The organism is Effusibacillus sp. SKA8, from assembly GCF_058273125.1.
The window spans coordinates 130,565-145,423 of sequence record NZ_JBZCSF010000007.1 but is presented as its reverse complement, the minus strand read 5'-3'; the positions used below and the strand labels follow the sequence as shown (position 1 = coordinate 145,423).

12 protein-coding genes, 1 other RNA gene and 1 other annotated feature are annotated in these 14,859 nt (G+C 54.0%); all 13 genes read left to right on the top strand.

What is annotated here, in order from left to right:
• Window positions 1–118 precede the first annotated feature (118 nt).
• An RNA gene (gene rnpB, locus AC4ED1_RS08075) (RNase P RNA component class B) lies at window positions 119–519 on the top strand.
• Window positions 520–757: 238 nt separating this feature from the next.
• A complete protein-coding gene (gene ilvD / locus AC4ED1_RS08070) occupies window positions 758–2,416 on the top strand; it encodes a dihydroxy-acid dehydratase (protein WP_490937444.1) in 1,659 nt (552 codons plus the stop codon).
• Between the two features lie 121 nt (window positions 2,417–2,537).
• Entirely contained in the window at window positions 2,538–2,789 is a 252-nt protein-coding gene (locus AC4ED1_RS08065) for a hypothetical protein (protein WP_490937443.1), read from the top strand.
• Between the two features lie 233 nt (window positions 2,790–3,022).
• Window positions 3,023–3,709 (top strand): hypothetical protein, encoded by a 687-nt coding sequence (locus tag AC4ED1_RS08060; protein ID WP_490937442.1) that lies wholly within the window; start codon window positions 3,023–3,025, stop codon window positions 3,707–3,709.
• A gap of 33 nt (window positions 3,710–3,742) precedes the next feature.
• A complete protein-coding gene (locus AC4ED1_RS08055; protein ID WP_490937441.1) occupies window positions 3,743–4,696 on the top strand; it encodes an NAD(P)-dependent oxidoreductase in 954 nt (317 codons plus the stop codon).
• A 345-nt stretch (window positions 4,697–5,041) separates the two neighbouring features.
• On the top strand, window positions 5,042–6,331 hold the full coding sequence (locus AC4ED1_RS08050; protein WP_490937440.1) for a homoserine dehydrogenase: 1,290 nt from the start codon (window positions 5,042–5,044) through the stop codon (window positions 6,329–6,331).
• A gap of 47 nt (window positions 6,332–6,378) precedes the next feature.
• Window positions 6,379–7,206 (top strand): prephenate dehydratase, encoded by an 828-nt coding sequence (gene pheA, locus AC4ED1_RS08045; RefSeq protein ID WP_490937439.1) that lies wholly within the window; start codon window positions 6,379–6,381, stop codon window positions 7,204–7,206.
• A 354-nt stretch (window positions 7,207–7,560) separates the two neighbouring features.
• Window positions 7,561–7,827: a binding site (T-box leader), on the top strand.
• 106 nt (window positions 7,828–7,933) lie between these two features.
• On the top strand, window positions 7,934–8,833 hold the full coding sequence (ilvE, locus tag AC4ED1_RS08040; RefSeq protein ID WP_490937438.1) for a branched-chain-amino-acid transaminase: 900 nt from the start codon (window positions 7,934–7,936) through the stop codon (window positions 8,831–8,833).
• 56 nt (window positions 8,834–8,889) lie between these two features.
• Window positions 8,890–10,599: an acetolactate synthase large subunit gene (ilvB, locus tag AC4ED1_RS08035; protein WP_490937451.1), complete on the top strand. Its 1,710-nt coding sequence runs from the start codon at window positions 8,890–8,892 to the stop codon at window positions 10,597–10,599.
• The gene (gene ilvN / locus AC4ED1_RS08030) at window positions 10,596–11,087 is read left to right on the top strand and encodes an acetolactate synthase small subunit (RefSeq protein ID WP_490937437.1); all 492 of its coding nucleotides are present in this window, start codon (window positions 10,596–10,598) and stop codon (window positions 11,085–11,087) included. The genes ilvB and ilvN overlap by 4 nt, the downstream gene beginning before the upstream one ends.
• Window positions 11,088–11,145: 58 nt before the next feature.
• The gene (locus AC4ED1_RS08025) at window positions 11,146–12,141 is read left to right on the top strand and encodes a ketol-acid reductoisomerase (RefSeq protein ID WP_490937436.1); all 996 of its coding nucleotides are present in this window, start codon (window positions 11,146–11,148) and stop codon (window positions 12,139–12,141) included.
• Between the two features lie 49 nt (window positions 12,142–12,190).
• Complete coding sequence (locus AC4ED1_RS08020; protein WP_490937435.1) at window positions 12,191–13,759, top strand: 2-isopropylmalate synthase; 1,569 nt, start codon at window positions 12,191–12,193, stop codon at window positions 13,757–13,759.
• Window positions 13,752–14,837 (top strand): 3-isopropylmalate dehydrogenase, encoded by a 1,086-nt coding sequence (gene leuB / locus AC4ED1_RS08015; protein WP_490937434.1) that lies wholly within the window; start codon window positions 13,752–13,754, stop codon window positions 14,835–14,837. Before AC4ED1_RS08020 ends, leuB begins: the two co-directional genes overlap by 8 nt.
• Window positions 14,838–14,859 lie beyond the last annotated feature (22 nt).

Here is a 14,859-nt window from a genome sequence, read left to right as displayed (position 1 = left end):
ACGGGGGAAAGTGGATTCCCAAGCGGGACTCCTGTTCGCATCCGGTTTTGAGGGAGCAGGCTTGTAGTGGTAGGCTATGTGTCCTTTGGTTGAACAATCATACATGATGAATGCAGGTCAAAGCGAGTAATCGCGCCGGTGTTCGTCGCCGGTGAGGAAAGTCCACACTCGCCCGGGCTGTGATGCCCGGAGTTTGGATGCCTGACGAATCCATAAGTCAGGGCAGTCCGGTCAAAACCGGGCTGACGGCGGTGAAAGGAGCTACGTCCTTCGGGATATGTTCCGAATAGCCTGAAAGTGCCACAGTGACGGAGTCTTCCTGGAAACGGGGAGAGTGGAACGAGGTAAACCCCATCTGCGAGAAACCCAAATTATGGTAGGGGAACTGCCCGGAAGGAAACGAACGGAAGGGCGGATCGCTGAGTGCAGCGTGAGTACAGCGATAGATAGATGATTACTGCTCGAGTGCGAGGTTGGCGACCGTTTGCAGCACAAGAGTACAGAATGTGGCTTACAGCTTTGCCTGCACGCCAATTCTACAATATACTCAGAACTATAGAAACCTTGCAAAGCGTTCGGCCTTAGTGCCGGGCGTTTTTTGCGTATGCATACATCGTCAAAATGTAACCAGAACCCGTTCCGTATTCATAAGACGGGCGGATTGCGGTCTCTTGTCATATCAGCCCTACTTTGCTACTATTATTTAAATTCCAGAATAGAATGAAAACCAGATTTTAGCGGGAGAGGGACGAGGAAAATGAGAAGCGACATGATCAAAAAGGGGTTTGATAAGGCGCCGCACCGGAGTTTGCTGAAAGCTACCGGACTGAAGGACGAGGATTTTGACAAACCGTTTGTTGCGATTTGCAATTCTTTCGTTGAGGTCATTCCGGGGCACATACATTTGAACGAATTCGGCAGATTGGTGAAGGAAGCGGTCCGCGCGGCGGGCATGGTGCCGTTCGAATTTAACACGATCGGTGTCGACGACGGAATCGCCATGGGACACATCGGCATGCGCTATTCGCTGCCGAGCCGCGAATTGATTGCGGACTCGGTTGAGACAGTCGTCAACGCCCATTGGTTCGACGGGATGATTTGCATTCCGAACTGCGACAAAATCACGCCGGGCATGATGATGGCCGCCATGCGGATCAATATCCCCACCGTGTTCGTATCGGGGGGGCCGATGGCTGCCGGGAAAACCAGCAAGGGGCAAGTGGTCGACCTCAATTCCGTATTCGAAGGCGTCGGGGCTTACAAAGCCGGAAAAATTACCGCGGACGAATTGAAGGACATTGAGGACAACGGGTGTCCGTCCTGCGGTTCCTGCTCCGGCATGTTTACCGCCAATTCGATGAATTGCCTGTGCGAGGTGCTGGGAATCGCGCTTCCCGGCAACGGGTCGATTTTGGCGACGGACCCGGAGCGCAAACAACTGATCACCAAGGCGGTTGAAAGCCTGAAGTATCTGATCGAGAACGACATCAAACCGCGGGACATCGTAACTCTTGAGGCCATTGACGACGCGTTTGCGCTCGATATGGCAATGGGCGGTTCGACGAACACGGTCCTGCATACACTGGCGATCGCGCGTGAAGCGGGGATAGAGTATCCGATGTCACGCATTGACGAGATCTCCCGCCGGGTGCCGCATCTTTGCAAAGTCAGTCCGGCATCCAACTGGCATATGGAAGATGTCCACCGCGCCGGTGGGATCAGCGCGATCCTGAAGGAACTCAGCAAAAAAGGAGTTCTCCATCTCGAGCGAATCACGGTGACCGGAAAAACTCTCGGCGAAAATATCAAAAATGCCGAAATCAGGGACCCGGAAGTCATCAAAACGATTGAAAATCCGTACAGCCACGAGGGTGCACTGCGTGTGTTAACCGGGAATTTGGCCCCCGATGGCGCAATCATCAAGAGTGGAGCCACGGAAGTCAAACGCCATGAAGGGCCTTGCGTGATCTTTAATTCGCAGGAAGAAGCGTTGGAAGGCATTATGGCGGGCCGTGTGAAAGAAGGTGCCGTGGTGGTGATCCGCTACGAAGGACCGAAGGGGGGGCCGGGAATGCCGGAGATGCTGGCTCCGACTTCGGCAATCGCCGGTATGGGGCTTGGTTCGAGCGTGGCGTTGATCACCGATGGACGTTTTTCGGGCGCAAGCCGCGGCATCAGCGTCGGCCATATCTCTCCCGAGGCGGCGGCCGGAGGTCCGATCGCCCTTCTGCGCGATGGAGACATTGTCGTGATCGATGTGGACGAACGGCTTATCGAAGTGAAGCTCAGTGACGAAGAACTGGCAAAACGGCGTGCGGATTGGGCAGAACCGGAGCCGAAAGTGAAAACGGGATGGTTGGCCCGCTATTCCAAGCTGGTGACGTCAGCCAACACGGGCGCCGTCCTAAAAGTTTGACGACGACCGTGTTTTGGAGAGTCAGCGTTTGGGCACCCGCACAATTTTTGTGAAAAACGGGCAAAAGCCTCCTTTGACACATATTGTGTTACGGATTATACCACGTAAGGAGGTTTTCCCATTGTTTATCGATTTTCGTGAAGTGCAACAACCATTGCAGCCGAGCTATTACGGCCCGTATTATCCGCAGCCGCTGCCCTTCCCGTTTCCGTCTCCGTTTCCGCCGGACAGACTGGAACAACGGGTCGAACGTTTGGAACGGCAGCTTACGATTATCGAATCGCAAATTGACCGTCATACACGGGAGATTCGTGAGCTCGAGCGCCGTGTCAGCCGGCTGGAGCAGCAAATCGGCACACGGGGGGACGAATAAGACGGTCAAAAACGCGGACCAAACGTATAAAAACGCATCCGGTTGATGCGGGTCTCCGGTTACTTTGGGACCCGCGTCGTCCCGCTTCAAGTTTGTCATCTTTGTCATCTTCCAACACTTGACCCAAAACGTGTTGATGTGAATTTTTCCGCATCTGTTCCCAAAAATTCTCTCTTTACCAGTCGAAGTTTCCGGTGATACTAATTTCAACTTCGTAAAAGGGGAGATGACAGATGACGGTCGTGTCGTTAAAACCCGAGTTGCGCACCAACGGGGGCGAGACAGTCAGCATTTATTGCGACGGCGGATGGGTTGGAGACGTCTATTTGGTGTATCGCGAAGGCGATCTGTTGACCGGAACAGTCCAGATTGACACCGGCAAAGTCAGCGAACGGAACCTTGAGTGCGTGATGGACGAAGTGCGAACGTATATCAGTCATCTCGCGGCGGCATTGAGCGTCGCCACTTCCTCTGTCGTCATGATGCACGGCGACATTGAGCAAATCCTCGAAATGGAACCGCTTGATGTGGCGTTCGAAGACGATCAGCAAGCGGATGGGATCTTTGAAAACGACCTCCATCCCGACGGTGAATACGATCTTTTCGAAATGGAGCAAGCGGACGAAGATGCGGGCGATTATCATCTCAGTTTGCTCTCCGAGGAAGGAAACCATGTGAAATACCACTTGCACGACGATTTTCACAATGTGATCGGGATGGTGGCGGTCGATGAGATCGGCGATACGATCAGCGGACGGGTGGATTTTTGGGTGAAGCCGGACAAGGACGAACCGGAAGAAGTGGCGGAGATGCTGTTTCACACCTTTAAAGACGACACCGTCAACCAGATCTCGTTTACCATGAACTATCAAGACCAGCATGTCGCCGACATGTACCTTAAATACCGGGATTTTGCGTAATCTTTTTGCGACTTGCGATCCCTCTGTTGAATTGTGGAGGGATCTTTGGTTTATTATTTTTGTAGATTTATAGAGCTACTGACAGGGGAGGCGAAACGAATGAAAATCGGATTTGTTGGCGCAGGGACCATGGGCGCACCGATGATTCGGAATTTGAAAAAAGCCGGTTTTGACGTCTCCGTTTTCGCGAGGCGGCCCGAAGTTCGGGAGGAGATGCTGCAAGCGGGATGCGATGTGGCGGATACATACGGCGAACTGGCGGCCGCTTGCGATGCGGTTCTGCTCTGTGTGCCAAACGATGCGGTTGTCGAAGAAATCGTCGCAGGCAAAGACGGATTGTTGTCATCCGCCAAAAAAGGCCTGACCGTCATCGATCACAGCACCGTCTCTCCTTATACCAGCCGCAAATTGTACGATTTGGCGAAACCGCTGGGAGTCTCGTATCTTGACGCTCCCATCTCCGGCGGACCGATGGGAGCGGAAGCCGGGACCTTGACGATCATGGTTGGTGGCGACAAAGAAGCCTATGAATCGATGCTGCCGGTTTTCCGGGCGATGGGGAAAAACATTTGCCATATGGGGGATTCCGGCGCCGGCAATATTGCGAAATTGGTAAACCAGTTGATCATCGGAGTAACGCAGGCCGCCTTGTCGGAAGGATTTGTGTTGGGCGCCAAAATGGGTGTCAATCCGCGAACGCTTTACGAAGTGATTGCGGTGTCTACTGGGAACAGCGCCATGCTGCACCGCACCGTGCCGGATTGCATCCTGAAAAGAGATTTCACGCCGAAATTTACGATTGACCTGTTGCATAAGGATTTGATGCTCGCAAACGACATGGGGCGACAAGAAGGGGTGCGCCTGCTTGCCTCCAGTTTGGCGGAGCAGCTATTCCAGGAGGCCCGAAATGCCCGCCACGGCGGAAAAGACGTGTCGGCTTTGCTGCTTCCGCTGGAAGAATTGGCAGGAGTGGAAGTAAAAGATTAGCGACAAAAGTTGACGAAAAATATCAGCTTGTCTATAATGAACCCAAAGACAACCGAATAAGTTGCGCACACAATCGGGTTTTCTTAAAACTGGGTGAGTAAGAAACCCGATCGTTACCGGATGTTTGGTTGTGCGAACAAAAGCCTTCCCGTTTTTAACGGATGTATTGTTCTCCCATTCCCGTTCCCTGGAGAATCAGCGCACCTGTTAAACGGTGAAGGCTTTTTGTTTTAAATGATTTTGTTTTAAATGACTATTGCCAAGTGCCGCCGAAGTGTTATATACTGTCTCCTAATTGGAGACTAATGTCTCTTCTGAAGAGACAAAAAGATGGGAGTGGGAGAGATGAAGAAGCAGATCAAAATCGGCATGCTGGGGTTGGGAACGGTGGGTTCCGGCGTGTACAAGGTGCTTGAGGAAAACGGGGAGGAATTGGAGAAACGAACCGGCCTCCCCATGCGGATAAAATCGATTGTGGTGCGGGATCTGGAAAAAGAACGCCTGGTGGAAGTTCCGAACGAACTGCTGACGACAGACGCGCTGCAGGTGGTCAGCGATCCCGATATCGACATCATCGTGGAAGTGATGGGCGGAATCGAAGGGACAAAAGACCTTCTGCTGACCGCTTTTCGCAACGGCAAGAGCGTGGTTACCGCCAACAAGGATTTGATTGCCGAACACGGCGACGAGTTAACCTTTGAAGCGACGAAAAACGGCTGCGATTTCCTGTATGAAGCCAGCGTCGGCGGCGGTATCCCGATTATTCGTCCGCTCCGCAAAGATTTGGCGGGCAACAAGATTCACGAAGTAATGGGGATCGTCAACGGCACGACCAATTTTATCCTGACGCGGATGAGCCAGTTGGGAATGGCGTTTGAAGATGCTTTGAAAGAGGCGCAGCAGCTCGGGTATGCGGAGGCGAATCCGGCGTCTGACGTCGAGGGTTGGGATGCCGGCCGCAAAATCGCGATCGTCGCTTCGCTGGCGTTCAATTCCCGGGTCAATTTTCCGGATGTGGACGTGGAAGGAATCACCTCCATTACGGCAAAGGATATCGAGTATGCAAAAGAGATGGGGTTTGCGATCAAATTGATCGGCTCGGCAAAAGAGACCGAAGAGGGCATGATTTCGGCGCAGGTGTTCCCGGCGCTCGTTCCGCTGGATCACCCTTTGGCGTCCGTGAATGGCGTTTACAACGCGATTTTTGTGCGGGGGAACGCCATTGGGGAGGCGATGTTTTTGGGCCTTGGAGCCGGCCAAATGCCGACCGCCAGCGCGGTAGTCGGCGACATTGTGGAAGCCGTACGCAATTTCCATGCGGGCACGCGCGGCAAGTTCCTTGTTGACTGTTACCATAAAAAAGAGATCCGATCCGCGCTGGACAACCAGCATCGGTTCTACCTGCGGCTGGAAGTGGCCGATCAGGCCGGGGTGCTCGGCGCGATCGCCGGCAAAATCGGCCAGCACGGGGTCAGCATTCACACGATGTTCCAAAAGTGGGCCGACGATCAAACGGCCGAGATTGTCGTCATCACCCATGAAGTTCGCGAAGGTAACATGCGCGATGCCCTCAACGAGTTGGGCGACATGGAACATGTCAAGGCGATCAAGCAAGTATTGAGGGTTATAAAATAAGCTGGTGAAAGAGAATCGAAGTAAAGCGATGAGATGAGGATGATAACGTGAAAGTCGGATACTTGGGACCCCGGGGCACCTTTTCGGAGGAAGCGTCCCTCCGGTATTTTGCCGGGCAGGAAGTGGAGTGGAGTTTGTATTCTTCCTTTCTCGACATTCTGGACGCGATTCAGGAACAAGAAATTGACTATGGCGTTGTGCCGATCGAGAATTCGATCGAAGGATCCGTTACGATGACGCTTGACGGATTGGCAAAAGACCCGGATCTGTTTATCGAAGCGGAGATTGTTCTGCCGATCGAGCAGAACTTGTTGGTAAACGAGGGAACGGTGCTGTCGGATATCCGGGAAATCTGGTCGCATCCGCAGCCTCTGGCGCAGTGCAGGAATTTTATCCGGGAGCTGGGAGCGAAGGTCAAAACCTGGGAAAGCACGGCGGCCGCGGCTTTGGAATTGGCTGCCAGCAACCGGAAAGATGTCGGCGCGATCGGCAACAGCTGGGCGGCAAAAAATTTTGGACTTCAAATTCTGCAATCCAATCTGCAAGACGTACCCGAGAACCACACGCGGTTTGTGGTGGTTCGCAGAGGGGAGAAAGCGGTTCCCGGCGCCGATAAAACGATGCTGCTGGTGACATTAAGCGAAGAACGGGCTGGAGCCCTTGTGCACGTTTTGAACGTTTTTGCCGCTTTTGACCTGAACTTGACGCGGATCGAGTCGCGGCCTACCCGGAAAAAACTTGGAACTTATCAATTTTTTATCGATGTGGAAGCCGGCATGCATCAGGATGAGCTGCAGAAGGCGATTTCCGTAATTGGCACCTTCGGACATCAGGTCCGCATGCTTGGCAGCTACAGAAAAGATAAAAAAATATAAAAATGTGCATTGACAGATAATCGATTGGCTCACTATAATCAGTTTAACGAGTTAGACGAACAAGGGAAAGAAGATTATCCGCACGCACTGAAAAGCAGTCCAAGAGGGCATCTAGGGTTCCGCCGCAAAATTGTGCCGGGTCTGGACCGAGCGATGCCGCACTGATTTCTGCCGGCTCAACAGCCGGCGGTGGGTGGGTGTACACCGTAGGGATAGAAGCCCTTCGGCAGGTCTTGGCAGCCAGCTGAATTACTGTCCTGAGCCGCGCATTGCCTGCCGGCCGTCAGAACAAGAAGGGATGGTACTCCTCTGCTGCAAATGCCTGCTCAGGGGCTTTGTTGTTACAACTGAACACCATAAGCGATGACAAGGACAAGTAGAACCAAAGCGCTGGTGCCAGAGAGCCGCCTGTTGGGTGGGAGGGCGGTCACCATCTTTGTTTCGAAGCTCACCTTGGAGCTTTGTTTCTGAAACGGATCGTTCCTGACAGCGAGCGATCCCGATTAGGAAACAACGCCTTGTCCCCGATACAGGACAGAAGTCAAACACGACTTGCCGAGTCCGTTTTTCGTGAGGAAAACGGAGAAACTGGGTGGTACCGCGGGATGTCTCGCCCCAGCAGTCGGATGTGCAACGATTGTTTCTACCGCACGTTCGAATGTCGAGGGTGAGATTTTTTATTAGTTGATCAAGACTGACAATTCTGAAAAAAGAGGAGAGGGCTGTCATGGCTGAATCGCTAATCTATCTTGACGGTGAATACGTACCGAAAAGCAAAGCCGTTATCTCCGTATTCGATCACGGATTTTTATACGGCGACGGAATTTTCGAAGGGATTCGCTGCTATTCCGGCAATGTGTTCCGCTTGAAAGAACACATCAAGCGCTTGTATGAATCGGCCAAGTCGATTCTGCTCGACATTCCGCTGTCGCAACAGGAAATGGAAGAAGCCGTAGTCGAGACCCTGCGCAGAAACGGCTATGCGGATGCTTATATTCGCCTTGTTGTTTCAAGGGGTACCGGCGACCTGGGACTGGATCCCCGCAACTGTTCAAAACCGAGCATCATCATCATTGCGGAGCAACTGAAACTGTTCCCGCAAGAGTTTTACGAAAAAGGGCTTTCCGTCGTAACGGTGCCGACACGCCGCAACATACCGGACGCGTTGAATCCGAAGATCAAGTCCCTGAACTATCTCAACAATGTTTTGGTTAAACTTGAAGCGGCGAGAGCGGGGGTCATGGAAGCGCTGATGCTGAACCACGAAGGGTACGTCTGCGAAGGGTCGGGCGATAACGTGTTTATCGTGAAAGACGGCAAAGTCATCACTCCGCCCACGTATCTCGGCGCTTTGGAAGGCATTACCCGAAACGCGATCATGGACATCTGCCAGCGACTCGGCATCCCGTGCGAAGAAAAGCCGTTCACCCGCCACGATGTGTATGTGGCGGACGAAGTGTTCCTGACGGGAACCGCCGCCGAAGTGATTCCGGTGATCGACGTCGATTCCCGGGTGATTGGTGACGGTAAACCGGGGACGATGACCGAAACACTGATTCGTGAATTCCGTAAAATCACAACCGTCGAAGGAACCAAGATTCCCGAACTGGTCTCGAAGGCTGTGTAACAAGAAAGCAAAAGCAGGAAAGAGGAAAGAGGTGGGGAGAGATGGTGGTGCAAACGATGGCGAAGACTCTGCAGAGCCAAGCGGAGCCGGTGGAAATGACAGGTGCCCAGATGGTTGTCGAATGCTTGAAAAAGTTGGGGGTCACGACGATCTTCGGATATCCGGGCGGAGCGATTCTTCCCATCTACGATGCGCTTTACGAATGTGGGATCGAGCATGTGCTGGTCCGGCACGAGCAGGCAGCCATCCACGGCGCCGAAGGGTACGCGCGTGCCACCGGCAAGGTCGGGACGGTCATGGCGACTTCCGGACCGGGCGCGACAAACTTGATTACCGGAATTACGGACGCCTACATGGATTCGACTCCCATCGTCGTCATTACGGGGCAGGTTCCCCTTACGATGATCGGCCGCGATGCGTTTCAAGAAGCGGATATAATCGGAATCACAATGCCGATCACGAAACATAACTTCCAGGTGCGGCATGCGGCCGACATTCCGCGGATTCTTGCCGAAGCGTACCACATTGCGGGGAGCGGGCGCCCGGGACCGGTGTTGGTTGACATTCCGAAAGACGTGTCCAACCAGGTGGCACCATTCGTGTTTCCGGAATCGGTTTGTATCCGCGGGTACAATCCGACAACCCAGCCGAGCCCGGTGCAGGTCGAAAGGGTTTGCGCTGCGATTTCCAAAGCGAAACGCCCTCTGTTGTACATTGGGGGAGGCATCATCAGCGCGAACGCTTCCGAGCAAATTCGGGCGTTTGCAAGGCAGGCGGGCATTCCGGTTGTCTCCACTCTGATGGGATTGGGCGCTTTTCCACCCGATGACCCGCTTTTTGTCGGAATGCTGGGAATGCACGGAACCTACGCAGCCAATATGGCAGTCTACCACTGCGATTTGTTGATCGCGTGCGGCGTGCGTTTTGATGACCGGGTTACCGGGAAACTGGAACGTTTTTCGCCCCATTCCCAAAAAGTTCATATCGATATCGACCCTGCCGAGATCGGCAAGAACGTTGCGGTCGATTATCCGATCGTTGCCGATGTGAAGAACGCGCTGGAAGCGCTGCTGGAAAAAGGACCGCGTGCGAACTGTAGCGATTGGATTGATGAGGTGCAGGCTTGGTGCCGGGAATATCCGTTGACGTACAAGAACGATTCGAATGTCTTGAAGCCGCAATACGTGATCGACTTGGTCGACCGGATGACGAACAGCGAGGCGGTTGTGACGACGGAAGTGGGACAGCATCAAATGTGGGCCGCCCATTTTTACCGCGCGAAAAATCCGCGGACATTCATCACATCCGGGGGACTGGGCACGATGGGATACGGCTTCCCGGCCGCGATCGGGGCGCAACTGGCAAGGCCGGAAGCGACCGTTATCTGTATCGCGGGCGACGCGTCGTTTCAGATGAACATTCAGGAACTGCAGACTGTTGTCGAACGCAACATTCCGGTTAAGGTATTCGTCATCAACAACGGATATTTGGGAATGGTCCGGCAGTGGCAGGAGATGTTCCACGGCAACCGCTTGTCGGAATCGAAAATCAGCGCCCCCGATTTTGTAAAGGTGGCCGAAGCGTATAACGTCAAAGGCATCAGGGCGCAAACGCCGGCGGAGGCGGAAAAGGCGATTGCCGAGGCGCTGGCGTATCCGGGGCCGGTGGTGGTCGATTTTATCGTCGAAGAGGGCGAGAACGTATTCCCGATGGTGCCGCCGGGCAAGGGAATTGATGAGATGATCGTCAAGGGGTGGGAAGAATGAAGCATACCTTGTCGGTTATTGTCAACGACCAACCAGGCGTGTTGCAGCGGGTGGCAGGCTTGTTCTCCCGGCGCGGCTTTAACATCGACAGCCTGACGGTCGGGCCAGCTGAAGAGGCGGGACTGTCGCGCATGACAATCACGACCATCGGCGACGAAGCGACACTGGAGCAGGTGATGAAACAGCTGCACAAATTGATCGATGTGATCAAAGTGCAGGACATTACGAACGACCCGATGGTGGAACGGGAGCTGTTGCTGATAAAAATTGCGGCCAGTCCGGCTTCCCGCACCGAAATCTCGGGGATTGTCGAACCGTTCCGTGCGTCGGTCGTCGATGTCGGTCGGTCATCCATGATCATTCAGGTAACCGGAAATCGTGAGAAAAACGATGCTTTGATTGAACTCCTCCGTCCGTACGGCATTAAGGAAATCGCCAGAACAGGCGTAACCGCCATGGTCCGCGGGCAAGTGGCCCGCGTCAGGTAGGACGGCGGCGCACCAACCGATATTTCGATTATTTCGATTAGGGAGAGGAATTTGATTTATGAATATGTATTATGACAAAGACGCAGATTTGCAATTTTTGCAAGGGAAAAAGGTTGCGATCGTAGGTTACGGCTCCCAGGGGCATGCCCAGGCACAAAACCTGCGCGATTCAGGCGTGGAGGTTGTGGTGGCGGGCCGACCGGGAAAATCCTGGAATCAAGCGAAAGAAGACGGTTTTGAAGTGATGACGGTTTCCGATGCGGTCAAAGTGGCGGATGTGGTTCAAATTTTGATGCCGGATGAGCGGCAGGCCCAGGTTTACCGGGATGAAATCGAACCGTACCTGCGTGTCGGCCAAATGCTGATGTTCTCTCACGGATTTAACATTCATTTCGGCCAGATTGTGCCGCCGGCGGATGTCGATGTCGCGATGGTGGCGCCGAAGAGCCCCGGACACCTGGTTCGCCGGGTATACACGCAAGGCGGCGGCGTGCCGGGACTGATTGCGGTTCATCAGGATGCCACCGGGAAGGCGAAGGATATCGCTCTCGCTTACGCTAAGGGAATCGGCTGCACCCGTGCCGGCGTGTTTGAAACGACATTCCGCGAAGAAACGGAAACGGATTTGTTCGGTGAGCAGGCGGTGCTCTGCGGGGGCGCGACAGCCCTTGTCAAGGCCGGTTTTGAAACATTGGTGGAAGCGGGCTATCGTCCGGAAATCGCTTATTTTGAATGCTTGCACGAATTGAAACTGATCGTGGATCTCATGTATGAAGGCGGTCTCGCCCGGATGCGCTATTCGATTTCCGATACGGCGGAATTTGGCGATTACATGACTGGGCCCCGCATCATCACGGAAGAAACGAAACGGGAAATGCGCAAAGTGCTGGAAGAGATCCAGCGCGGGGAATTCGCGAAAAAATGGATTCTCGAAAATCAGGCCGGTCGTCCTTCGTATAACGCGATCAAGCGCAGGGAAGCGGAACATCCGATCGAGCAAGTGGGCGCCAAGCTGCGCGAAATGATGAGCTGGATCAGCAAACCGTCACGTTAACACAATTTTTTCTCGGAACAAACAGCAAATATTACAAGGAGGGAGATTTATGCGCAAGATTGAGATATTTGACACCACGTTGCGGGACGGGGAACAATCCCCGGGCGTCAGCCTGAGTCAGGAAGAAAAATTGGAGATTGCCAGACAGCTCGCGCGACTTGGTGTCGATGTCATTGAGGCGGGTTTTGCGGCTTCCTCCAAAGGCGATTTTGAAGCGGTAAAGCGAATTGCGAACGAGGTCCGGGGAGTCAGTGTTTGTTCACTGTCTCGTTCGATTCAAAGCGATATTGAGCAGTCTTACGAAGCCTTGAAAGGGGCGGAGCATCCCCGCATCCACGTGTTCCTGGCCACATCCCCGATTCATATGCAGTACAAATTGCGCATGACGCCGGAACAGGTGTTGGAACAAGTGGAGGCGGCGGTCAAACTCGCCCGCAAATATGTTGCGGACGTCGAGTTTTCAGCGGAGGACGCGGGGCGCACGGAACTCGATTTTCTCGTGAAAGTGGCGGAAGTGGCCGCCAAAGCGGGGGCTTCGGTGTTTAATATCCCGGATACGGTCGGGTATTTGACTCCGGAAGAATACGCGTATCGTTTTAAATATGTGCGGGAACATGCGACGGGAGCCGATAAACTGAAATTGTCGGCTCACTGCCACGACGATCTCGGGCTGGCTGTCGCAAACTCGCTGGCGGCCATTGCGGCGGGAGCTGACCAGATTGAAGGTGCCATCAACGGCATCGGTGAACGGGCCGGGAATGCGGCGATCGAGGAAGTCGTTCTGGCGCTTGCCACCCGTCCCAACATATACCAGGCGACAACCCGGCTCGACCTGACGCAAATCGCCCGTACCAGCCGTCTGGTGTCCAAACTGACAGGTATGGTGGTTCAACCGAACAAAGCGATTGTGGGAGCAAACGCATTCGCCCACGAGTCGGGCATCCACCAGGACGGAGTCTTAAAGGAAAGATCGACTTACGAGATCATTCGCCCGGAAGCGGTCGGCATGGCGGAGAGCAAGCTGGTGCTTGGCAAACACTCCGGCCGTCACGCATTCAGGGATCATCTCATGTCGCTTGGCTACGAGTTGGAAGGAGAAATGCTGAACAACGTATTCCGCAAGTTTAAAGAACTGTGCGACAAAAAGAAATACGTGACCGACGAGGATATTCTGTCCCTGCTGTTGGAATACGAAGTCGACTCTTCCCGGGTGGCGTACCGGTTGGAATATATGCAGGTGTCTTGCGGAACGCAGGGTGTTCCGACAGCCACTGTCGGGTTGGTTGATGATGAGAAGGGGCTTTTGCAGGAAGCCGCGGTAGGCAATGGAGCCGTGGATGCAATTTATCGCGCGATTGACCGCATTACCGGCGAAGAGGTGGAACTGCTGCATTACCAAATCGATTCGGTAACCGGCGGCCAGGACGCGCTCGGTGAAGTGCGTGTGCAGGTGCGCCAAGGCGATTTTGTCGCGAATGGACGCGCCGTTTCGACGGATGTGTTGGAAGCGAGTGCACGCGCGTATGTGGATGCGATCAACCGTCTGATTATGAAACGGATGGACACATACGGACAAGAACATAGGCGCAGGAGAGAGAAGGTGGACGTTCATGTCTAAAAAAATCGCGCTTCTGCCGGGAGACGGGATCGGTCCCGAAATCACCGCGGAAGCTGTCAAAGTGCTGGAAGCGGTAAGCGGCCGTTTTTCCCGTACGTTTACTTATCAGATTTTACCGATCGGCGGGGAAGCGATCGACAAGTTCGGGGATCCGCTTCCTCCCCAAACCGTTCAAGGATTAAAGGAATCGGACGCCGTATTGCTGGCTGCCGTCGGAGGTCCCAAATGGGATGAGAACCCGGGGCACCTGCGGCCGGAAGCCGGACTCCTCCGGATGCGAAAAGAGTTGGGGGTATATGCCAACCTGCGGCCGGTAAAGGCATTTAAGCCGTTGTTACACGCTTCCACCCTGAAAGAGGAGATTTTGACCGGTGTCGATTTGCTGATCCTGCGGGAGTTGACCGGCGGCATTTATTTCGGGGAAAAAAGCAGAAAACAGATTGAAAACGGGGAAATGGCGACCGATTCGCTTGTCTACACGACGGGTGAAATCGAGCGGATCGTCCGTATGGCGTTTGAAACCGCCAGAACCCGCAAAAAACTGGTTCATTCGGTCGACAAGGCCAATGTGTTGGAATCTTCCCGTCTGTGGCGGGAGACGGTCAACAAGATCGCGAAAGAATATCCGGATGTGAAATGCGAACATGTTTTGGTGGATAACTGCGCGATGCAGTTGATAAGAAACCCCCGCCAATTCGATGTGATCGTAACGGAGAACATGTTTGGCGACATCCTGTCTGATGAAGCGGCGATGCTTACCGGGTCGATCGGCATGCTGCCGTCCGCCAGCCTCGGTTCGGATGTCGGTCTTTACGAACCGGTACACGGTTCGGCGCCCGACATAGCGGGGCGTGGCATTGCGAACCCCTTGGGCATCATTTTGTCAGCGGCGATGATGTTGCGTCACTCGTTCGGGTGGGAACAGGAAGCGGCTGCGGTGGAAGAAGCGGTCGCGGCGGTTCTTGCAAAAGGAGTTCGAACGGCCGACCTGGCGGGTCCCGGTGAACCAACCGTATCAACTTCCGAGATGGGAGATCTGGTGGCAAGAGGAATTAGTTCCAAAGTCCCGTCCCTTTAAAAGAGCGTTTCCCCTAAGGGGG